Annotated in this window: 17 protein-coding genes; 3 read left to right on the top strand and 14 right to left on the bottom strand. The window is 43.3% G+C overall.

The features are described from left to right. From KYS23_RS17280 to KYS23_RS17300, 5 genes are all read right to left on the bottom strand, one after another. Positions 1-803 (bottom strand): TonB-dependent siderophore receptor (locus tag KYS23_RS17280; protein WP_246604481.1); only part of this gene is annotated, 803 nt, incomplete at its 3' end. 273 nt (positions 804-1,076) lie between these two features. Next, on the bottom strand, positions 1,077-2,324 hold the full coding sequence (locus KYS23_RS17285) for a PepSY-associated TM helix domain-containing protein (protein ID WP_218419571.1): 1,248 nt from the start codon (positions 2,322-2,324) through the stop codon (positions 1,077-1,079). A gap of 3 nt (positions 2,325-2,327) precedes the next feature. Then, positions 2,328-4,475 carry a TonB-dependent siderophore receptor gene (locus KYS23_RS17290; RefSeq protein WP_218419573.1) on the bottom strand — a complete coding sequence of 716 codons (2,148 nt, stop codon included), beginning with the start codon at positions 4,473-4,475 and terminating at the stop codon, positions 2,328-2,330. A gap of 173 nt (positions 4,476-4,648) precedes the next feature. Next, on the bottom strand, positions 4,649-5,383 hold the full coding sequence (locus KYS23_RS17295) for an SDR family oxidoreductase (protein WP_159532348.1): 735 nt from the start codon (positions 5,381-5,383) through the stop codon (positions 4,649-4,651). Between the two features lie 141 nt (positions 5,384-5,524). After that, entirely contained in the window at positions 5,525-5,917 is a 393-nt protein-coding gene (locus KYS23_RS17300; RefSeq protein WP_218419575.1) for a hypothetical protein, read from the bottom strand. A gap of 553 nt (positions 5,918-6,470) precedes the next feature. Between KYS23_RS17300 and yiaA the strand changes: the two genes are divergently transcribed. After that, positions 6,471-6,959 (top strand): inner membrane protein YiaA, encoded by a 489-nt coding sequence (gene yiaA, locus KYS23_RS17305; protein WP_218419577.1) that lies wholly within the window; start codon positions 6,471-6,473, stop codon positions 6,957-6,959. A gap of 151 nt (positions 6,960-7,110) precedes the next feature. Here the strand turns inward: yiaA and KYS23_RS17310 are convergent, their stop codons facing one another. The 5 genes from KYS23_RS17310 to soxR form a co-directional block, all read right to left on the bottom strand. Then, a complete protein-coding gene (locus KYS23_RS17310; protein WP_218419578.1) occupies positions 7,111-8,286 on the bottom strand; it encodes an alpha/beta hydrolase-fold protein in 1,176 nt (391 codons plus the stop codon). Positions 8,287-8,388: 102 nt separating this feature from the next. Continuing rightward, positions 8,389-8,733 (bottom strand): RidA family protein, encoded by a 345-nt coding sequence (locus KYS23_RS17315; protein WP_218419580.1) that lies wholly within the window; start codon positions 8,731-8,733, stop codon positions 8,389-8,391. A gap of 213 nt (positions 8,734-8,946) precedes the next feature. Further along, on the bottom strand, positions 8,947-10,110 hold the full coding sequence (locus KYS23_RS17320) for an alpha/beta hydrolase (protein ID WP_218419581.1): 1,164 nt from the start codon (positions 10,108-10,110) through the stop codon (positions 8,947-8,949). A gap of 94 nt (positions 10,111-10,204) precedes the next feature. After that, positions 10,205-11,170: a 23S rRNA (adenine(1618)-N(6))-methyltransferase RlmF gene (gene rlmF, locus KYS23_RS17325; RefSeq protein WP_218419616.1), complete on the bottom strand. Its 966-nt coding sequence runs from the start codon at positions 11,168-11,170 to the stop codon at positions 10,205-10,207. A gap of 70 nt (positions 11,171-11,240) precedes the next feature. After that, the gene (gene soxR, locus KYS23_RS17330; protein WP_041452735.1) at positions 11,241-11,693 is read right to left on the bottom strand and encodes a redox-sensitive transcriptional activator SoxR; all 453 of its coding nucleotides are present in this window, start codon (positions 11,691-11,693) and stop codon (positions 11,241-11,243) included. 102 nt (positions 11,694-11,795) lie between these two features. Here soxR and KYS23_RS17335 point away from each other — a divergent pair, with 102 nt between their 5' ends. Then, positions 11,796-12,209, top strand: coding sequence for a VOC family protein (locus tag KYS23_RS17335; protein ID WP_218419583.1), 414 nt, complete (start codon positions 11,796-11,798; stop codon positions 12,207-12,209). Between the two features lie 65 nt (positions 12,210-12,274). On the opposite strand, the gene KYS23_RS17340 is transcribed toward KYS23_RS17335, so the two are convergent. From KYS23_RS17340 to KYS23_RS17355, 4 genes are all read right to left on the bottom strand, one after another. Then, positions 12,275-13,720 (bottom strand): efflux transporter outer membrane subunit, encoded by a 1,446-nt coding sequence (locus KYS23_RS17340; protein ID WP_159532357.1) that lies wholly within the window; start codon positions 13,718-13,720, stop codon positions 12,275-12,277. Beyond that, positions 13,713-16,943 (bottom strand): efflux RND transporter permease subunit, encoded by a 3,231-nt coding sequence (locus KYS23_RS17345; RefSeq protein WP_246604475.1) that lies wholly within the window; start codon positions 16,941-16,943, stop codon positions 13,713-13,715. Before KYS23_RS17345 ends, KYS23_RS17340 begins: the two co-directional genes overlap by 8 nt. A gap of 3 nt (positions 16,944-16,946) precedes the next feature. Next, entirely contained in the window at positions 16,947-18,140 is a 1,194-nt protein-coding gene (locus KYS23_RS17350; RefSeq protein WP_159532359.1) for an efflux RND transporter periplasmic adaptor subunit, read from the bottom strand. Positions 18,141-18,453: 313 nt separating this feature from the next. Next, complete coding sequence (locus tag KYS23_RS17355) at positions 18,454-19,557, bottom strand: M20 family metallopeptidase (RefSeq protein WP_159532361.1); 1,104 nt, start codon at positions 19,555-19,557, stop codon at positions 18,454-18,456. 351 nt (positions 19,558-19,908) lie between these two features. On the opposite strand from KYS23_RS17355, the gene KYS23_RS17360 reads away from it, so the two are divergent. Beyond that, positions 19,909-20,853 (top strand): ATP-grasp domain-containing protein, encoded by a 945-nt coding sequence (locus KYS23_RS17360; RefSeq protein WP_159532363.1) that lies wholly within the window; start codon positions 19,909-19,911, stop codon positions 20,851-20,853. Positions 20,854-20,863: the final 10 nt, after the last annotated feature.

A 20,863-nucleotide genomic window follows, 5' to 3' on the forward strand; every position in this document is an offset into this window, starting at 1 on the left:
AATTTAACCCCTTTGTTTTCAACATGAATATCAGTGAACGCCCAAGAAAAATCGTTAATGGTATTTCTATTGCTGATTACGTTAGCATCTTCATCTAACCATGCGCCTGTATCTAAACCCGCTTTATCGTTGGTTCGATCGTAGTAAGCATTTACTATTAAGCTGTCATTAATTTTATGTTCTAGCACTAATGAACCTAGGAAGCGATCGCGCTCTCTTCTCTCGCCATTTTGATATTCACGATCGAAATTAACATCCTGTTTCACCAATACTGCGCGATAGCCGGTATCGTCAGTAATCTCGCCACCAGCATCTAGCATAAATCGTGTAGAACCATACTGGTCGGTGTCTGCGCTAACCTCCAATAAGCGAGACGCGGTAGGTTGCTTGGTTACCATATTAATAAGCCCACCAGGTGCAGACTGACCATATAAAATACTAGACGGCCCTTTGATAACCTCTACTCTTGAAAGCGTTTCAATAGGCTGTTGATAGTGCGACCAATGCTGGTGCCCGTCTCGCAAATAGCCAGTAGATGAGCTTAATTCAAAGCCTCGAGAACTAAATACTTCGCGGTTACGTTGTTTAGAACCCGGCGACAAACTGGCATCGTTATTGAGTACTTCACCTAAGGTTGTTGCAAGTTGCTCATCTATAATAGTTTCAGGAATGACAGTTACGGCTTGAGACGTTTCAAGTAATGAAACATTCGCACGCATGGCGCCAGATGCATCACCTACTTTATAGTCGTTAAAATAGGTACCTTTTACTTTAATAACTTCTACTTCATTTTCGCTCGTCATTGTTTCTTCTGCGTAGGCCGCATTCGATAGTGCAATGCCTCCAACGCTTAGGCCCAAGCCAAGCCCCAAACTTTTACCTAACTTAAGGCCTAAACGAACATTTACTGACGTACGACTGCGCTGCATGAAGGTTTTCCTATACAAAATACTGACAAAAGCTTTCAAAAACGCGATGCTAGCACAAACACAAATGATAAACATTAACATTCAGTTAATCGAATTTAAGGAAAAATAGTATCTGTTTTGATAGATTGCAGAGAAAGAAAGCCCTTATTAACTTCCAAAAGGTAAATAAGAATAGGCTCCATATCCTAAACAAGCAGCAATTCCGGTAGCAAAAAGCCACGCTGCCCACCCCATCTTTTTTAAGGCGACTCGCCAGGCCCCAAACGGTGTATTTTTAGAAGAAATACTGTCAACCTTTCGCCCTACTCGCAACCCGTACATGTACGTGCCAGTTATACAAAGGGCCGTAAGAAAAATACCAAATAAAAAATACAAAATCTTACTCGCTAACTTCCCCGTACTCCCTTGCACTTCACCCCACACACCAAAATGCAGCGGATCTGCTGCTTCTGAAATACGGGTATGTAACGACAAATCATTTCCATCTTGCTTGAAAACGGCTTCAGCAGAAACAGGGTCGAATTGAATGGTATTCGCTCGGCTTCTTACCAGTATTGCACTGGCTTGGCCTTGGAACACCACTACCCCAGCGGCCTTGTTGGGAAGTCGCACTTCTTGAATGGTAAGCGCTTGAAACTGCGCTCGTGCAATATGCAACATAGTGATAAACGCGGCTTGAGTTGGCATTATTGGTGCGTCCATCGCGGCTTCGGTCATTGCGTAGCCTTTGTCACGACTGGGAGCAGCTGCGCCCCAACGTTCTGCTAAATACCAGCTGCCTGTAAGTCCTATCACAATCAAGAACCATAAGCTCCAAACACCAACTAACCGATGTAAGTCGCCCCAACGGGTTTGCCTGTGCCGCCAACGGGGCGTGCGAAAGAAGCCCTTCCACCAGCGCCGATAAATATACAAGCTAGAAATCAGTACCGCCAATATAGCGATAGAAAAGGCACTAACAATGGTGATGCCAAGCGTTAGTGGCAACATTAGATGTCGGTGAATTACTCGCAAAAATCGCTGCCAGTTTAACCAGCGTCCATCGCCTAAATGCTCACCTGTTGTGGGATGAAAAAACAAACGGTGCCGTTGGTTATCCTTATCGCGATAGATAACTTCTGCACTGAACCAAGGATGAAGAGGCGCGTGGATAGACTCTATTTTTCGTACAGGGGGGGTTAATTGCGCGGTTTTAGTAAGAGCTTGTGCATAAACCGCCTGCCAATTCATATCACTTACACTTGACGGGGATACCCGTTTTGCTGAGTTAGCTAACCAATCAATTTCGTGGGACACCACAGCAAGCGTGCCGGTAGCTACTATGAAGCACAGCAGGATGGAAAGCTTAACGCCCACCCAGCTGTGAATAGAAAACCATGTAGACTTGCTTAGCACTTATTAAAAATTATATTGAAGCTGGGCGATAATTTCGCGAGGCTGCCCTGGGAAGTGGCCATTTCTTTCGCTAAAGCCGCTTACTGCATACTCTTTATCAAATAAATTATTCACATTTACACTAAGTAAAACCGCGTCCCATCGTGTTGTCCAGCTTGCATCAAATACAGTGAAAGGCTTTACCCTTTGCGCATCTGCACTTATTTGCTCGCTCACGTAATTCACTCCAAAAGCAATAGATGAGTCGATACTATTAATCGCAAACCTTGTCCACAAGCCAGCTTGATGACGTGGCGCATTTACAAATCTATCACCCTCACCAAAAGTGTTGCTTGAGCTACCGTCAACCACAATAGTATCGTTGTACGCGTAGTTAGCAGTCACGCTGATGGTATCGCTAATATCGCCTACCAAGGTAAATTCGGCACCATCACTTTCTACTACACCAAAATTAATGAGCGCTGATTCGGTATCGTCATTTTCACCTTCAATGTAATCAGGATTATTGTAAACCAAGTTTTCTTTGCTTATATGATACACGGCGACTGTGGTCATAATGCTTCCGTTCAACCACTCGTTTTTCACACCAAACTCAATGGCATCACCGCTAACAGGTTCTAGGGCAGTAACATTGGCATCAGCTTGGTCAGTGGCATCAACGGGGTTAAAGCTTTCTGAATAGTTGGCGTACACCGACATTGCTTTAAACGGTTTATAAGTAATGCCTGCACGATAGGTAACATCTGAATCGTCGTATTCAGTTCCAGTCTCTTTGTCTCGCTCGTCAAACCTATCAAAACGAGCACCTGCCATAACAATAATATTGTCTGTTAAATTCACCATATCTTGTACGTACAACCCTTGACGGTTACGACGTATACCATCTCTTTCTTGGTCAGTAAGGTTATAGGTACTAGGATCGGTTTCACCATAATTTAGCGTAAAAATATTAAGATTAGCGATGCCATCAGCTTCATACCTAGCACGCAGGTAATCGTATTCCGTGTCTATGTAGTGCCAATCACCACCAAATAATAATTGGTGCTCTAAACCCGCTGTGCTGAAGTCGTAAACGAAGTCAGTAGTTAGGCTGACTTCGTCATTGGCACGGTATTGGCTGCGATATTCACGTCGAATAGTCTCGTCATCAATATTAGCTTCGCCGTCACCGTTAACATCAACCCAACTGCGAGACTCGTGATAAGCCTGATCTCGCTCGTTGGTTAAATAGCGAAGGGTAGAACTAACCTTGAATGTGTCGCTGAAGGTGTGTGCTAACTGGGTTTGAAAGACGAATGCTTCCATATCTTGAAAGTCACTTTCTTCGTTCGCGTTATAGGTTAAATCGACTAAGAAATTGCCTTCATCGTCAACGGGGACACCGCGAAGTCGGTGGCCGCCGAGGTTTTGAACGATGTAATCGAAGGTGGTGGTCAACTGTGTATTGTCACTAACGTTATAGAGGATACCGCCAGCTAGCTCGATATTTTCCATATCCGCGTTATTTCTAAAGCTATCTTGTGCTTCATAAAAACCACCAATCCGATAGGCCACATCATCGGTCAACCCACCTGTAGCCTCACCTGAAATACCGCGCAGATCATAGTTGCCACCTGTTATGGTAATTTCTTTATTTTCGGTAAAGGTAGGTTTTTTAGTGACGTAATTAATCATGCCACCAGGTTCTCCGCCGCCATATAACGCTGCCGCAGGACCTTTTAGCACTTCTACCCGGGCAACATTGAATAAGTCAGGCACGCTGAAGCCTGAATAAGGATCGCCCCTTACACCATCATAAAATACGTTATCTTCGTCACGAAAGCCGCGAAATGTCACGCCGGAATAGCTGTACTCACTGACGCCAGCAATAGAACGATATAAGTCGGTAATATCACGTGCAGCTTGGTCAGCAATAAGTTGCGCACTAAGTACTTGCGCAGACATGGGAATATCGATGAGATCAACATCAGTTTTAGTACCGATTTTGGTTTTGGTATCTAAGTAAAACTGCTGCGCTCTACCTTTAACTTCAACATGTTCTACCGAGTCAGTTTCAGCCTCTTGAGCGTGAACTACATTGTTAAATCCAAGAAAAACAAACCCAGATAAGCCAGAAAGAAAAATTCCAAGTGAGGTAGCGCTGCGCGACATTTATTGTATTCCACTAAAGTATAAAGGACTAAAATTTGGCGCACACCTTAACCTAAATAAGAATCATTTTCAATTGCAAATCGGGGAATTTACGCTTATTAAACTCATGCTCATTTTAGGTAAAAATTCCTTTTACCTAACCTGCTGTTTTTCGGTTAAATTACCTAGTTAAGTTAAATAACCCCACCATTAGCCCGTAACACTTGTCCATTAACCCAATGTCCTTCGTCGCTAGCTAAAAAGCTAACTACATTAGCAATGTCTTCAGGCTGACCTAGCCTTTCCATTGGGCTCATATTGGCGAGCTTATCGATGAGTTCTTGGGATTTCCCCTCAGTGAATAGGTCTGTTTCCGTAGGCCCTGGCGCGACACAATTTACCGAAATATTTTTACCTCTTAGCTCTTTCGACAAAATAGCTGACATGGTTTCCACCGCAGATTTAGTCGCGGCATACACACCATAGCGCTCTAATTTAAGCCCCACTACACTGGTGGAAAGGTTAATGATACTTCCGCCTACATGAAGTTGGGTCGATGCTAACCGGAGCATGTTGAATACACCTTTCATGTTAACGTCGAACTGTTTGTTAAAATCTTCATCGCTGGTATCGGCTAGCGGTGAAAGCGCCATCACGCCCGCATTGTTCACCAGTACATCTACCTTACCGAATTTTTGTAGCGCTGCTTCAAACAAGCTTTGTGCCTGAGTGTTTTTCGACACATCAGCTTTTACCGCAATGGCTTGCCCACCTTTACTTTTAATTTTATCAACGAGCTCGTTTGCAGCATCACTACTACTGGCATAATTAACTACCACGGCAACATTATTCGCCGCTAACTTTTCAACGATGCTTGCGCCAATGCCCTTCGCCCCGCCTGTTACCAAGGCTACTTTTACATTTTTCATATGCCACCTTCCGTTTCTAAAACTAAAAAAGGGTCAGAGTACTGTATCTCAAACCAAGAAATCAAAGTCGATTATGGCGTTTTTAGGATCAGCTGTAATGTACTCTGCTCCTCTTTTTTTGATCCTATTTCTTTTAGGCCGCTACTCAAAATTTTGATGCGTCTTAGTATTTGTATCAACGAGCAATAGCTTACCGTTTACATCAAAAATGGCGGTGGTAACAACAATTAAAATATCTACCACTGTTGTATACACATTTGCGCTTGTCTCCACCCTTCCACCATCAGCTAAGTTTGTTGTTCCAGATGACGTACTGACAGAAATATCGCTGATAGACAAATTGCTTGCCGTTAAGCTTAATGTTTCAGCTAAAGAGACGGGGTGGCTGTACATAATATTGCCTGTAGCGTCGAATCCCCTAACGATAATCACATCATCTACCTGCTTCACCGCTACACAATCAGACGAACAAGCGAAAGTCTGATTAGTTAACAAGCCACTGCTTAATAACAAAACAAAAATAAAACGCTTCATATTGTAATCCTTCCCGCTAGTTTCTCACTCATCACCTGTTCAAATAATATACTGGCAAACATTGGAGCAGCTCAGATTTACTCAAGGTTTACACTTACCTCATAAATAAGTTAGAAAGACGGGTGGCAGAATAGATTATTGTTATTTCCCCTCTCAACAGACCCATCACAAATTCTATCCTTATCGATTAGCCATAACAGCCGTCAATCTGATTTAAGCGTTCGTATTTACTAATACAAGCATTGTTCGTATATTTGCCCATGTATATTCTTGAACCTAAGCAGCTAAATAATGGGTTTTAACATTAGGCGGTCGATAAGAAGTACTTTAAAGAGGAGCATCTACGGGACTAGAAACCTCAACGTTAAACATCTATTTGCAGAATTAAGGATGCTGACATCGAGTGGTCTATGCTGAGTAGACAACGCTGTTAAACAGGAGGTTTCCGTAGACTGGGATGCTAATAATAAAAAGTATATATCTAACCGCAGTTAGATATGTTTTCAAAGGAACTCGTGTAGGGTTAAAGATAACTCAAAAGGAATTTATAACAATGCAAACAACATCACATCGAGTATATAAACCAACACAAGCATATATCTCAGCAACATGGGCCGCCCTTGCGATTGGGGTTATTGGCTACCTTGTTGGATTATGGAACGCCAATATTTTACTCAATGAAAAAGGCTATTATTTAGCAATTTTCATTTTAGCCATGTTTTCAGCCGTAACCTTACAAAAGACGGTAAGAGATAAACAAGAAGGTCTTCCAACCACCACGGTTTTTGTAGGTATGTGTTGGGCTGCATTTTTTAGTTCTATTGCCTTGCTGGGTATTGGCCTTTTTAACGCCGACATGTTCCTTAGCGAGAAAGGGTTTTATGGCATGGCATTTATACTTAGCTTATTTGCTATTATTACGGTTCAAAAAAACATCCGTGATTTAACCAATGATGATGGAAGCACGCCGTCTTCTGCATACCCTGGCGTAGCAAATAGCCTTGATGTAGCACTAGAAACCACTGACATTCTGGGCGAATAAACCGAAATGGGGTCAGAGTATATTACTGGTTACTAATGTACTCTAACCCTACTATTTAGAACTACTCTTCCGAAAGCAAGAATCTATTCTTCCATTCGTAGACTGCCAACATGTCGACAAATAATGCTTCTCCACGGCCGCACTTGTCTTTTTAATTTGTGCTCAGTAGCTTAGAAATTCTGCTAATTCTTGCAGCGATGTCGGTGTACATCTCGTCTTCTTCACCTATCTGCCCGCTTATTTCACTAAGCGTATTTAAAGCTTCTGGCAGGGCGCCACTCTTTTCATAGGCCAATGCTAGTGTTGACATATATTCAATATTTTCAGGCTGTTGCTCTAACACCGCGTGTAAATATTTGATGGCTTCATTAGGATTGTTACGCTCATGTAGTTCATATAGCGCGGCATCAGAGAGCTGCCAATCTTTAGCTGCTATATGGTAACTATACATGTCGCTTAACGAAGCAAAGTGAGCAGTTACTGCATCGTATCCAGATAAATAAGCTTCATACGGCACATCCCACGACGGGTAAAGGTGCCTAAATGCGTGATAGGTACCAATAATTTGGGTTACTTGATGGGGTTCATGTGAAAAGTAATCTATTTTGTAGCGAAGGCCTTTAGGTGTGTGCTGGCTCAAGGCGTTATCAATAAACTTAATGCCTTCTAGCATTGCTTTGCCCTCTGGAGATTTAACTTCCGCATTCCCTTCATTTCCGGTATTCACGTAAAGCACGCTGTGATTACTTTGTTGTTTATCGGTAAATGATACAAGGGATTTAGCCACTAACTTCTCATCCCAAAACAAACTAGGGCTAAACGCAAAATAGGCATTAAATAGGTCTGGAGCTGAATAAAATGCGTGGGCCACTAGCAGGCCGCCGAAAGAGTGCCCAGAGAATATTCTGTAATCTTCGGTTCTAAAATTAGCATCTACGTAGGGAATAACTTCCGTTTCAATAAATTTCAGATATGCATCTGCGCCACCGCTATTTTCTGCATATTTGCGGTCATTGGTGGGGGTAAAATCTCTGTCTCTATCATTTGTAGACACCCCAACTATAATCATTTGAGGCGCAATGTTGTAACCAACTAATGGGTCGAGAATACCGGAATTCAATGTGATACCTACAGGCGCATCTAATAAATACAGCACTGGATAGGCATAGTCAGCATTTTCGTGGTAGTAAAGGGGAAGCTGAATAAACAGCGAAAGCTGCTCGTTTAACACTTTAGAGAAAACTTCTCTTTCTTCTATTTCTCTAACAGCGTCAGCATTAACGTGCTGAGTAAACATCAGTATCAGAACAATGAGTATCCGTTTCATATCGCTACTCCATTTGAGGTGTTAAGTTGCTTTGGTGAGCCATTCCATTCTTTTTTACATTCTCATAATTCGAGCGATGGCTTAATTAACCCATTGATATATTTATTCTTTAAACGCAACCACCTCTATCTCAACCATGTGGTTTGGGCTATAGAGCCGTTGTACTTCTACTAGCGTAGAGCTTGGATAATGGCCCTCTTTAAACTTTTCTTTTCGCACATTTCCTAACTTTTTGAATGCGTCGATATCAGTAGTATAAATAACCTGTTTTACAATACTTTCCATGCCTAGGTTATTATCTTTAAGGGTATTTTGTATAAGGGTATAGATTTCCCTTACTTGCGCTTCCAGCGTAGCTTTATCACTTGCGATACCAGATAGGTAAACGTTGTCACCTGCAATAACTACTTGGGAGTAACCTATTTCCGCCTCCCACGGGTTATACATTTTTCTCTCTATTTTAGTATCAGCAGTAGAAACAGAACAAAAGAGTAATGTTAAGCCAAGAAGTACGAGGTTTCGAACCAGTCTGAGAAACAATTGGACACTCCTAAATAAACGAAATGGGGTCAAAGTACTTTAATGAAAAGAAGCCTGAAAAAGGGCGCATAAGACTTTAATAGTGATTAAAGTGCTCTGCCCCATCATATTTTGAACAGCTTATAATGTTCCTAAAAATTCGGTAATAGAAGCTTTTAGCGCTACATCGTCTTTAATCAACACTAATGCTTCTTCACTAAACTTTCTAGCACGAACTTTATCTCCACGGCTTTTATAAGCTTTAGCAAGGCTAAACTTTACCTGTGCTGAATCAGGATAAAGCGAGGCATTGTAGTTAAGTATTGCCATGCCTTTTTCAGGCTGCTTCACTCCGTTCGTAATGTAGTCAGCAGCGAAGTTCAGGGAACCTATACGGGGCTTTACCTTATAATATAGGTCGGAAGATAACTTTTTATAGTGTGCCGATATTTCCTCGGGGCCTTTTTCCATTACAGGGAAGGACAATACCCAGTTTCGATATAGCGCATTCGTTGCGTTCACTAGCCCAGTTATGTTGGTTGCTACATGAGGCAATGTAGGAAAAACCTCACTTTTCACTCTTAGCCCTGGAATGGATTTTTCCTCAAAAAAGGCGCTTAACTCTAAAAAAGAATCCCTCATTGTATTTCGTGTTGTGTATCCACTTACAATAACTTCATCACCTAAATTCATATAAATGAACTGGTTTAAGGTTTTGCGTGACGAAATATACTCCTTTATTTTTTTAACTGTCGCGTTATCTCCCCAATGGAGAGACGGACTAAAAGCATAATGAGCAGTAAATAGTTCTGGCCTAGCTTGAAGGGCATATAAAGAGAATAACCCGCCTAATGAGTGCCCCTGAAGTATTTTAAAATCGGAAGTTTTATAGTTTGAGTCGACAAAGGGAATAAGTTCTTTTTCTATATAATCTAGAAATTTATCAGCTTTACCGCTTTCAACGTCAACGGTAGAGTGAGGGCTTGGAGTGTAATCTCTAATGCGATCCTCATTTTCGATTGTGACAACAATTGTGTCAGGTATTAGCCCATCAGCATAAAATTGAGCAATAACGGCACTCACCATATTTTTATAATACTTTCCGTCCAGAGCGTATAAAACAGGGTACCTATGATCCGCGTCACTATCATAGTTCTCAGGAAGGTATACGGTAAACTTTTGTTCTTCATCGAGAACGTTTGAGTTCAGCACTTGCTCTTCTATAACAAGTTGTTGTGCTACTGATAATTGCGCCCCGCAAACCATTACCGCAAAGCTGAGTAGTAATTTCCTTAATACTTTCATGACATCCTTAATCAAACTTTTGAAAACTTAAAAGGATTCAGAGTACTTTAATGATTATTCATTGATTAAAGTACTCTGACCCATTATTTAACATTTATTCAGTAAACGTCCACGCCACAAATCGGCTTTGCTTTTGCCCCTGCCCCATGTCTACTTTCAGAAATTTTGTTGCACCATAGTAATTGATGCTGGTTTCAATGGGTTTTAGGTGGTCGCTTTTAGACACTAAACAAGTGAACCAATCTACCTGTGTTTTAAACGCCACACTTTCAATGATCATGCGTTGTATAAAAGCGAGTTCGCCCCCTTCACACCACAATTCATTACCTGTTCCTGCAAAGTTTAGCTTTACGTTACTGATATCGGGTTTCGCTTTAGCAGAGGTATGTGCGTTTGTATTAGCCTGAATATCAACACGAGGCTTTTTTCCACTTCGTTTTTGCTTATTTCCTTTAAGACCGATGGCTTTGCGCTCGCTTCCCAGCGCCGCAGCTTCGGCAGATTTGTGAAACGGAGGGTTACACATGGTGAAAGTGAAGTGCTCGTTAGGCTGAATAATGCCCTCAAAGATTTTCGCTTTATTCGGCTGCTTTCGTACCGACAATAAAGGGGAAAGCTTTGGATTTTTGTTAGCAATTGATTTCGCCGATTTCACTGATACCGCATCGATGTCGCTCCCCACGAACTGCCAACCATAGCTTTGACTGCCAATGATAGGATAAATGGCGTTAGCCCCAATCCCCACATCCAGCCCTTTTACCTCACCGCCTTTAGGGATAACGCCACCATTGGCTCGCGCCAATACATCGGCAATGCCGTGAATATAGTCAGCTCGACCAGGTACAGGCGGGCATAAATACCCATTAGGTATGTCCCACGTTTTAAGTCCATAGTAGTGAATAAGCAATGCTGCATTTAGCGCTTTAACGGCGTCTTGATTGGCAAAGTCGATACTTTTCTTGCCACTCTTAGCATTAATCACATAGCCCGATAATTCAGGATGTGCTTGGCACAGCGCGGCCATCGGGTAGCCATTTCTATGTAAATTACGGGTGTGCATACTAGTACTAGCGTTTGAATTAGCTGGTTTTGTTATTGCCAAAGGTGAGTTCCTATATTCAGCGTCTATTTTACTTCGGGCTGTCACCTAAAAGGAATCGGGCTCCCGCTCCATTCTCGGCAATGTTATCGTTTTTATTGTACAGGTTGCATTTGTCTAAAGACAAACAGCCACAGCCGATGCATCCCTCTAATGAGGATTGTAACGCTGTTAGCTCTGATATACGCCTTGCTATGTGTGCATTAAATATTTCACTAAGCTTAGCCCAGTCTTCTTTATTCGGCGTGCGTTTATCGGGCAGCGTATTAAGAAGTTGCCGAATATCTTCTAGTGCATAACCCAATTTCTGAGCGATTAATATAAACGACACCCTACGTATAACCGAACGAGGAAACATCCTGTTTCCTCCAGATGTTCGCACAGAGGGTATGAGAGATTCGTTCGCGTAGTAACGTATAAGCGATACAGCATTGCCAGTTCGCTTTGCGACAAAGCCAATGCTAACAAGGGGTTCAGGGGCCATTTTAAAAAAGTTAAACTTAATACTTGATCTAAAGTTAGCTTGAGATATTAAGCTGTTTCTAACGATTAATCCATAACCCCATTTAATCAATAAGGAAACACTATGCAACCAGCTATACTTGAACACGCTAACATTACGGTCAAGGATCCAGATACCATCGCTAACACATTATGTGAACTATTTGACTGGCATATTCGTTGGAGCGGCCCTGCCAAAGATGATGGCTACACCGTACACGTTGGGTCAGATTCTGCTTATCTTGCGCTGTACGCCCCGAAAGAAGTGAATACAACGCTTAGCAACCCAACTAGTGAAAGCAAAGCCTCATTCGATCACACCACCCTAGCCCACGTTAATCATTTAGGTATCGTGGTAAAGCATTTAGACACTATCGAGAAAAAAGTATTCGCCTTAGGTTTTGATACATACAACCACGGTAACTACGAACCTGGAAGGCGTTTTTATTTCATGCTTGGAGAGGGTATTGAAGCTGAAGTGGTGTCGTATACCAGCTAAGAAGCTGAGGTAAAAAGTGGAAAAAAGGGGTCAGAGTTAATTTAAATTTACTCTGACCCTATTTTTTATTCTACTTCGCCCTCGGTAGGTGCTAAACCGCCGCCTAACACTTTATATAGAGTGATGCGGTTAACTAAGTCTGCTTGTCGCGTAGCAATAAGAGACTGTTTAGCGCTATACATAGTACGCTGCGATTCTAATGCAGTTTGGAAGCTATCAATGCCATTTTCATAACGAGCGAAAGAGAGTTCGTAACTTCGGGCAGATGCTTTAACCAAGGCACCTTCAGCCTCAAGCTGATCTTGAATTGTGGCTCGCCTTGCCAATGCATCAGCAACTTCGGTAAACGCACTTTGAATGGCATATTCATAGGCGGCTAAGTACTTCTGCTGCTGTGCTTCACTGTAGGCCAAGTTTGCCTTGTTTTCTCCCCCATCAAATATGGGCAAGCTAATGCTGGGCGCTATGCTCCAAATTGAACTGGCACCGCCGCTAAAAATATCCGATAGCACTGAACTGGCCAACCCGCCCGTCGCAGTAAGCGATATGCTGGGGAAGAACGCAGCGCGCGCCGCACCTATATTCGCATTGGCAGATTTAAGCGCATGCTCGGCAGTCAACACATCAGGTCGCACTAACAATACATCTGATGAGACACCTACCGGTACATCAGTTACCAAGCTGTCACTCCCTCCATAGGTGTCAGTAGGCAAGGTATAAGCAAGCAGATTGTCATCGAATTTCTCACCTACTAATAAACGAAGCGCATTTTTATCTTGCTCCACTTGAGTTTTATAACTGGCTATATCAGAGCGGGCGGCATGGTAAATAGTTTCAGCGCTGGCTACATCTATTCGCGAATCAATGCCATAAGATAAACGTTTATTCGTAATATCCATGGCTTGTTTAGCGTTACTGGCCGTTTCTTCGGCTAACGTCAGCAAGTTACTATCTGCCGCCAAGGTTAGCCAAGCGTTGGCAACTTCACCAATAAGTGAAATTTTTGCCGCTTTCGCGGTTTCACTACTGGCTAAATAAGTTTCCATTTCAGCTTCAGATAAACTACGATTTTTACCAAATAAGTCTAGCTCGTAGCTACTGAATCCCACCTCTGCTTCGTATGTAGTATCAATTTCGCCCGTTGAGTACTTGGTGCGATCGCCACTTAAGCTCACATCAACATCAGGGAACAAATCTGACTTTTGAATGCGGTAAGTCGCTCGCGCCGACTCGACATCGGCTAGCGTTTCCCGAAGGCTTCGATTACTGCTTAACGCCAAATCGATGATCTTCTCTAGCCGTTCGTCTTTAATAAAGTCTTTCCACGGAATATCTAACGCTTGTTGCGATGATAAACCTTGTGTTAGCTCAACCTTTTCGAGCTGCCATTCATTGGTTACCGTAGCGTCAGAGCGTGAATAGTCTGGCGCCATTGAGCTGCATCCAGCTAAAACTAACGCCGCTGCGATAGGCAAGAGTCTACCTTTGTGCAATTTAGAAAACTTAATCATGGCCATTCTCCAACGGCTTAGGCGTATCGGTTTGAGCAGCTGATGAAACTGCATGCTCATTAGCATTATCTGAGTAAACTGTTCGACGTTTAGGGAACAGGCCTCGCACCAACACAAAGAACATAGGCACAAGGAATATACCCAGTACAGTGGCAGTGAAGGTACCACCGATAATACCGGTACCAATGGCAACACGGCTATTGGCCCCTGCCCCTGTAGATATTGCTAAGGGTAAAATACCTAACATGAAGGCCAGAGAGGTCATGATAATAGGGCGCAATCTTAACTTTGCAGCAGTCAGTGCAGCTTCAATTAACGACATGCCTTTTTGGTAGGATGCTTCAGCAAATTCAACAATTAAAATGGCATTTTTAGCCGCTAGACCAATAGTGGTAAGTAGCGCTACTTGGAAATAAATATCGTTGTCTAACCCTCGCATGCTAGATGCCAACGCCGCCCCTATAACCCCTAATGGAATAACCATAATCACGGAAAACGGTACCGCCCAACTTTCATATAAGGCGGCAAGTGCCAAGAACACAACTAATATTGAAATAGCGTACAGGGCAGACGATTGTCCGCTAGATAGTTTTTCTTGATAAGACAAACCGCTCCACGCGTAAGTGAGTTTACCTTGCCCGACGTCTTGAGTTAAACGTTCCATTTCAGCCATAGCTTGACCCGAACTCACGCCACTAGCGGCTGCACCTTGAATTTGGTACGACGCTATACCGTTGAACCTCGATAAACTTTGCGGAGCACTTGACCAAGACGACGAGCTAAACGCCTCAAACGAGGTCATGGTCGTTTCACCATCGGCGTTAGTGCCTCGAACATACCATTCATTTAAATCTTCAGGTTTTGAGCGATATTCAGCATCCGCTTCTATGTACACTTTTTTCACTCGACCATTGTCAATGAAATCATTTACATATGAGCCAGCCCACGCTGAAGTCAGGGTAGCGGAAACATCTGACATCGATACACCCAGCGCACTTGCTTTGCCGTTATCAATATCAATTTTTAACTGAGGCGTATCACTTAACGCGCCATCACGAATACTGTTGAGTAGCTCACTTTGACGGGCCTTAGCGAGCAATTCATTCTTTAAACGAGTTAGCTCAGCACGGCTGGTTCCCGTCGCGGCTTGTAGCTCGAACGTAAATCCGTTGCTTTGCCCTAGCCCCTGAATAACCGGTTGCGACATAGCAAACACATTGGCATCGCGAATAGTCGATAGATTTTTGTTCATGCGGGCAATAAGCGCATCGGCACTTTCATCATCTTCAGTGCGATCGTCCCAAGGAGATAAAGATACAAATCCCATTCCCGCATTTTGACCACTTCCACTGAAGTTAAACCCTGAAATAGAGAAAGCTCTTACGACGGTATCCTTTTCTTCTGTCATTAAATAGTCAGTGACTTTCTCGCCTACTGCACGGGTGCGCTTAATAGATGCACCAGGGGGTAAATTCACCTGAAACATAATGCTGCCTTGGTCTTCTTGGGGTAAGAATCCTGTTGGCATTCTTACCACCAGCACACTCAATACACCAATAATCACCGCGTACACCACCATCCAGCGAACTTTTTGATTAACCATGCGGGAAACGCGACCTGCATACTTGTTGGTAAGGTCATCAAATTTTGCATTGAACCACTGAAAGAAGCTTTTACGGGGCGCTTTACCTGATGTAGCAGCCTGTTTATTCGCAGGTTTTTTATGCTTCAGTAAGCTTGCGCACAACGTAGGGCTAAGGGTTAGTGCTACCACTACCGACAAGATCATTGACGACACGATGGCTACGGAGAACTGTTTGTAAATAACGCCTGTGGAACCACCGAAGAAAGCCATAGGTAAGAATACTGCCGACAAAACAACCGCTATACCGATTAACGCACCAGTAATTTCTGACATTGATTTGATGGTGGCATCTCGTGGCGCGAGGTTTTCTTCTTCCATTAACCGTTCGACGTTTTCTACCACCACGATGGCGTCATCCACCAGTAATCCTATAGACAGCACAATGCCAAACATCGTAAGTGTATTTATAGAAAAACCAAATGCCGAGAGCACCCCAAATGTTCCCAATAGCACTACAGGTACCGCGATAGCTGGAATAAGTGTGGCACGCCAATTTTGTAAAAACAGCCACATCACAATCACCACCAGCACTACCGCTTCACCCAAGGTATGCACTACTTCCGTGATAGATATTTTGATAAAGTCGGTACTATCTCGGGGAAAGGTTACTTCGTAGCCGTCCGGCAGATTCACAGCAAGCTCTGCTACTTTGTCCTTCACACGCGTAGCGGTAGCTAGTGCGTTAGCCCCTGGCGATAACATCACCGCAATACCCGAAGCGGGATGACCGTTCAAACGAGGAATAGCCGAGTAACTTTCGCTGCCAATTTCTACTCTCGCTACATCACCTAATAATACATTTGCGCCTGTTGAATCATATTTCACGATAATATTGCGAAACTGCTCTGGTGTAGACATCATTGATTGCGCCGTAACCGTGGCATTTAACTCTTGGCTACCCGCAGATGGAATAGCACCAATGTTACCCGCGGGTACTTGCACATTTTGCGCATCAAGTGCACTTGTAATATCAGATGGCATAAGCTCGTAAGCAGCCAGTTTGGTAGGATCTAACCAAATTCGCATGGCGTATTCGGAACCAAACACACGAGTGTCACCTACCCCTTCTATACGTGCGATAGCGTCTTCCATATTTGAAGAGATATAGTCTGAGATATCAAACGCCGATACTGTATCTGTGGTGTCATAAACCGCGGTTACTAACAAAAAGTCAGTGTTCGATTTCGTCACGGTTATACCCTGAGATTGCACTGCCTCTGGGAAGCGAGAATTTACCTGCTCAACCTTATTTTGTACTTGTACTTGCGCGTAATCAGAGTCAGTACCTTGCTCGAAGGTCACATTAACGGAAGCACCACCATCTGAAGTACTTGATGATGAAAAGTATAACAAGCCATCAAGGCCGGTAAGTTGCTGCTCTAATATTTGGGTAACACTATTTTCTACGGTTTCTGCATCAGCCCCTGTATAAGTGGTACTTACACTAATAACCGGTGGCGCTATACTAGGGTACTGAGCCACAGGTAGTGACATAATAGACGCAATACCTGTAAGCATTATGATGATGGAGATTACCCACGCAAAAACGGGGCGGTCGATAAAAAAGCGCGCTAACATGGCCTATTTACTCCCCAGTGAAGATGTCGTGGAACTATCAGCATCTGTCACCGTCACCATAGTGCCCTTGCTATTCATTTCGACCTGAACAGGTTTTACTTCACTGCCGGGCCCTACTTTACCCGCGCCTTCGACTAACAACTTTTCATTTTCAGTTAGTCCGCTTTCTAGCAGCCATTGGTTACCTACCGCGTTAATGGTTTCGACAATACGTTTTTCTACCGTGTTGCTGTCGTCGATAACATAAGCGTAAGCTTCACCAGTCGCCTCATGGTAGATACCTTGTTGAGGCACCAAAATCGCGTTCTCATCAACCGCTTCGCTGACCGATGCACGAACAAACATACCAGGTAATAGTAAACCATCAGGGTTAGGGAATTGGGCACGTAGCGTCACCGCGCCGGTAGAAGCGTCAACTGCCACTTCTTGCATTTTTAATTCACCGAGGTGGTCGTAAGTGCTTCCATCTTCTAAGGACAAGGCCACGTCGGTTGTACCTTGCTTAATGTTATCTTCACGCATTAGTTTGCGTAGCTTAAGCAGCGCTTTGCTATTTTTTGTCATATCTACATAAATAGGATCTAACGTTCGAATAGTGGCTAATGCAGTGTCTTGCTGGGCAGTCACTAACGCGCCTTGGGTTACTGAAGAAATACCAATACGCCCCGATATAGGCGCAAGCACTTTGGTATATTCAAGATTGATTCTGGCGGTTTCCAATGCGGCTTCGTACATCTCTATATTTGCTTTCGCTTCTAAATGAGCAGCGTGGGCATCATCAGCATCTTGTTGAGACACACCTTCGATTTTTAACAACTTTGCATACCGCTCATCTTTTAATTTAGCCGTCGCCACTGTTGCTTTTGCACTGTTTAACGTAGCTTTTGCTTCGTTATAAGCTGCTTCGTAGGTTTCAGGGTCTATCTGATACAAGGTTTGTCCTTGCTCTACCATTTGCCCTTCGGTGAATAGGCGCTTTTGAATAATACCGCTCACTTGAGGGCGTACCTCGGCCACCATAGAGGCAGTTACTCTTCCTTGCAGCTTGGTATCTATTTTATGCTCGGTAGAGGTAACGTTAATGTAAGACACCTCTGTAACAGGTGCAGTTGGGGGCGTGCTAGATTGTTCTTCACAGCCACTAAGCAGCGACACTATGATTAAGAGGCCAATCGGGACCAGTGCATACGTCTTCATTAAGGAGTCCTACCATCGTTTAATTAAGTTAAGTACCGAAGTGGTTAGATTCACACAGTTGCACGGCGAATCCAGAATGGGAGCATGCTATTTAAGGACGGGTTAAGGCTGGGTTAACCCTTGGCATTTATGCGGTAAACGAACAGATAAACGGATAGACAGCATTTTTCGAAGCTGGTTTGACCAAGGTTATATGAAAAAGCCTGAAGAATAGATTTCAGGCTTTTCATAATTCGTATCAATATTTTCAGTTAGTTATTTATGCTTGAAATATCTCTGGCCCGTATAAAAAATACTCGCCAGAACTAGCCCCCTATTTCCCGCCATTAAAATGCGCGAGTATTTTACTCACCTCATTAATACGGCGTTCAAAGCTGGCTTTACTGGCACGTTCGTGAATGGTGTGGTCGCCATCACCATAGGGTCCAAAACCATCAAGAGTAGGGACACCCGCTGCTGATACTACATTGGCGTCGCTAACTCCGCCGCGCTTTTCAAGCTTTAAAGGCGCATCCAGAACACTTTCTAACTCAGTGATAAACTGCGCTTGTGCTTCTGTAGGCTGCATAACATCTCGTTGTAACCCACCTGTCAAAGCTATCTTTACTCCTTCTACAGCAGGGTTTTGGGCCACTTCTTCAAACGCGGCCAACACTCTGTCCCGCTCTTCTGATTGGGTGAAACGTGCTTCTACCGTCAGGCTGGCACTGGGGGAAATGGTGTTTGCGCCTAAACCACCTTTCATTTTACCGGCATTAACCGTAGTGCCTTTTTCAAGGTCGGTTAAGTTCGTCAATGCAATTAACATATGAGCCGCTGCCAAGTTAGCGTTGATACCATCGGTATAGTGATTACCTGCGTGGGCTCCCTTGCCTTCAAATTCAATCTGAAAGGTAGCAATGCCTTTTCGAGAAATGACCACGTCGTGATCAGGCCCTGCCGCTTCAAAAACCATACAGGCATCGTAGGCTTTGGCTACTTCACTGGTAAGAAGCTTGCTATCGTCGCTGCCACTTTCTTCGTCACTCACCAACAGCATATCTATGTTGGTAATGTGGCCTTGCTCGGCAAATACGTGTCTAAGGGCAGTGAGTGCAATATAATTACCGCCTTTCATATCACATACACCAGGGCCGTAAATCCATTCATCATCTTCACGAAATTCGGTAAAAGTATCAGGTGGGAATACGGTATCTAGGTGACCAAGTAACAGTAATTTTGCCCCTTCACTCTTTTTAGACAGATAGTGAACATGATTACCGATTACATCTCGGCGATGGGTCTCAACAGAGAAACCAAGCTGCTCCATCCACATATTAAAGATGTCAGCATTACGATCTACACCCGCTTTATTTTTAGTGTAAGAGTTGAGCGATATAATCGTGGCAAGTTCGGTAAAGTCCAGACTACTATTCATGATATTTATTCCAAGTATTGATTAAAACCAAACCACGCTGAAACCCTTGATTATCAAGGTTTATTCACACACAAAACACACGCTTTAAACGTTACTCTCAAAAAATTCAAAATTAATTTCATTTGCACAAAAAATAAACTTGAATAGTTCGCAATTTAGCCGTTTAATGGCGCCGCTTTTGGGAGGGACTCCTCGTACCAAGACGTACCCTGAAGTCTAATATATGTCATATTTCTCATCTAAAATAGTTATTTACCACCCATTTTGGTGCAAATATTTTAGTTGAGATGTCTTCTTACGCAAACCAAAAAGAATGTCAATTCTTAGGTTTAAAAAATAGGGTTAAAAGTCGTGCCAAAGTATACAGTCGGGATGTGGATGTACAGCAACAGCGGTGGTACTGCCATACAGGCTAAAATCGTCAATCAATTACGAGATCGCGATATCGAAGCAATTACCGATCTTAACTTAGGCCATGCAAACGCGCATAACGGAACCATCACGTGTCACAACGTAAATATGGAAGAGTTAGATGCGTTTTTTTCATACAATGCGGGGCAACAAACGCCCTATCAAGTTTTTCTTTATCAAGTATTAAACGAATCGATTCCGTGCCTTAACAGTTTTGAATCATTCTCGTTGTCAGAAGATAAACTTCGTACTTCCCACCGTTTATCTCGTGCAGGTATACGCACGCCCGATTACCGACTTTGTAACACCAAAGACAAGCCGATGCTTAAAAACACTATTCGCGAGTGGGGCGGGCGCTTAGTGTATAAACCGACCGATGGCTGGGGCGGTATGGGTATTGTAAAGGTAGAAGATGAGCGCTCTTTAGATATGCTTATTCCATTTTTGGATCAGACCAACATTCCTCACTTCTACGTTGAACGTTTTATTAATTACGACATGACAGACTATCGAATTGACATCGTTGATGGTGAATTCGTAGGGTGCTATGGACGTAAAGCGCCTAAAGATGATTGGAAAACGAACGTAACAAGCGGTGGTTCAGTTATACGCCGTGAACCGAATGACGAATTGGTCGCGTTAGCGATTAAAGCCGCAAAAGTAACGGGGCTGGATATCGCGGGAGTGGACGTAATTTACGACCAAGAACATGAAGAATATGTAGTACTAGAAGTAAACGGAATTCCAGCATTCGCGACCCCTGAACAAGAGGCCGCAGGGTTAACCTTCAATGATGGAAAAATAGAGCGGATCGTTAATTTGATTGAGCGAAAAGCAACTGAAAAGCGCGCAAGCATGCAGGCTGCGCTAACCTCTCAACTTTAAACGAGAAAGT

Source organism: Alteromonas lipotrueae (genome assembly GCF_019249255.1).
In the GTDB taxonomy this organism is placed as follows: Bacteria; Pseudomonadota; Gammaproteobacteria; order Enterobacterales; family Alteromonadaceae; genus Alteromonas; species Alteromonas lipotrueae.

Excerpts from the sequence above, each read along its gene's own strand:
- KYS23_RS17290 (WP_218419573.1), bottom strand. The coding sequence starts at position 4,475 with ATGTCGCGCAGCGCTACCTCACTTGGAATTTTTCTTTCTGGCTTATCT.
- KYS23_RS17295 (WP_159532348.1), bottom strand. The coding sequence starts at position 5,383 with ATGAAAAATGTAAAAGTAGCCTTGGTAACAGGCGGGGCGAAGGGCATT.
- KYS23_RS17300 (WP_218419575.1), bottom strand. The coding sequence starts at position 5,917 with ATGAAGCGTTTTATTTTTGTTTTGTTATTAAGCAGTGGCTTGTTAACT.
- yiaA (WP_218419577.1), top strand. The coding sequence starts at position 6,471 with ATGCAAACAACATCACATCGAGTATATAAACCAACACAAGCATATATC.
- KYS23_RS17310 (WP_218419578.1), bottom strand. The coding sequence starts at position 8,286 with ATGAAACGGATACTCATTGTTCTGATACTGATGTTTACTCAGCACGTT.
- KYS23_RS17315 (WP_218419580.1), bottom strand. The coding sequence starts at position 8,733 with ATGTATAACCCGTGGGAGGCGGAAATAGGTTACTCCCAAGTAGTTATT.
- KYS23_RS17320 (WP_218419581.1), bottom strand. The coding sequence starts at position 10,110 with ATGAAAGTATTAAGGAAATTACTACTCAGCTTTGCGGTAATGGTTTGC.
- rlmF (WP_218419616.1), bottom strand. The coding sequence starts at position 11,170 with ATGCACACCCGTAATTTACATAGAAATGGCTACCCGATGGCCGCGCTG.
- soxR (WP_041452735.1), bottom strand. The coding sequence starts at position 11,693 with ATGGCCCCTGAACCCCTTGTTAGCATTGGCTTTGTCGCAAAGCGAACT.
- KYS23_RS17335 (WP_218419583.1), top strand. The coding sequence starts at position 11,796 with ATGCAACCAGCTATACTTGAACACGCTAACATTACGGTCAAGGATCCA.
- KYS23_RS17340 (WP_159532357.1), bottom strand. The coding sequence starts at position 13,720 with ATGATTAAGTTTTCTAAATTGCACAAAGGTAGACTCTTGCCTATCGCA.
- KYS23_RS17345 (WP_246604475.1), bottom strand. The coding sequence starts at position 16,943 with ATGTTAGCGCGCTTTTTTATCGACCGCCCCGTTTTTGCGTGGGTAATC.
- KYS23_RS17350 (WP_159532359.1), bottom strand. The coding sequence starts at position 18,140 with ATGAAGACGTATGCACTGGTCCCGATTGGCCTCTTAATCATAGTGTCG.
- KYS23_RS17355 (WP_159532361.1), bottom strand. The coding sequence starts at position 19,557 with ATGAATAGTAGTCTGGACTTTACCGAACTTGCCACGATTATATCGCTC.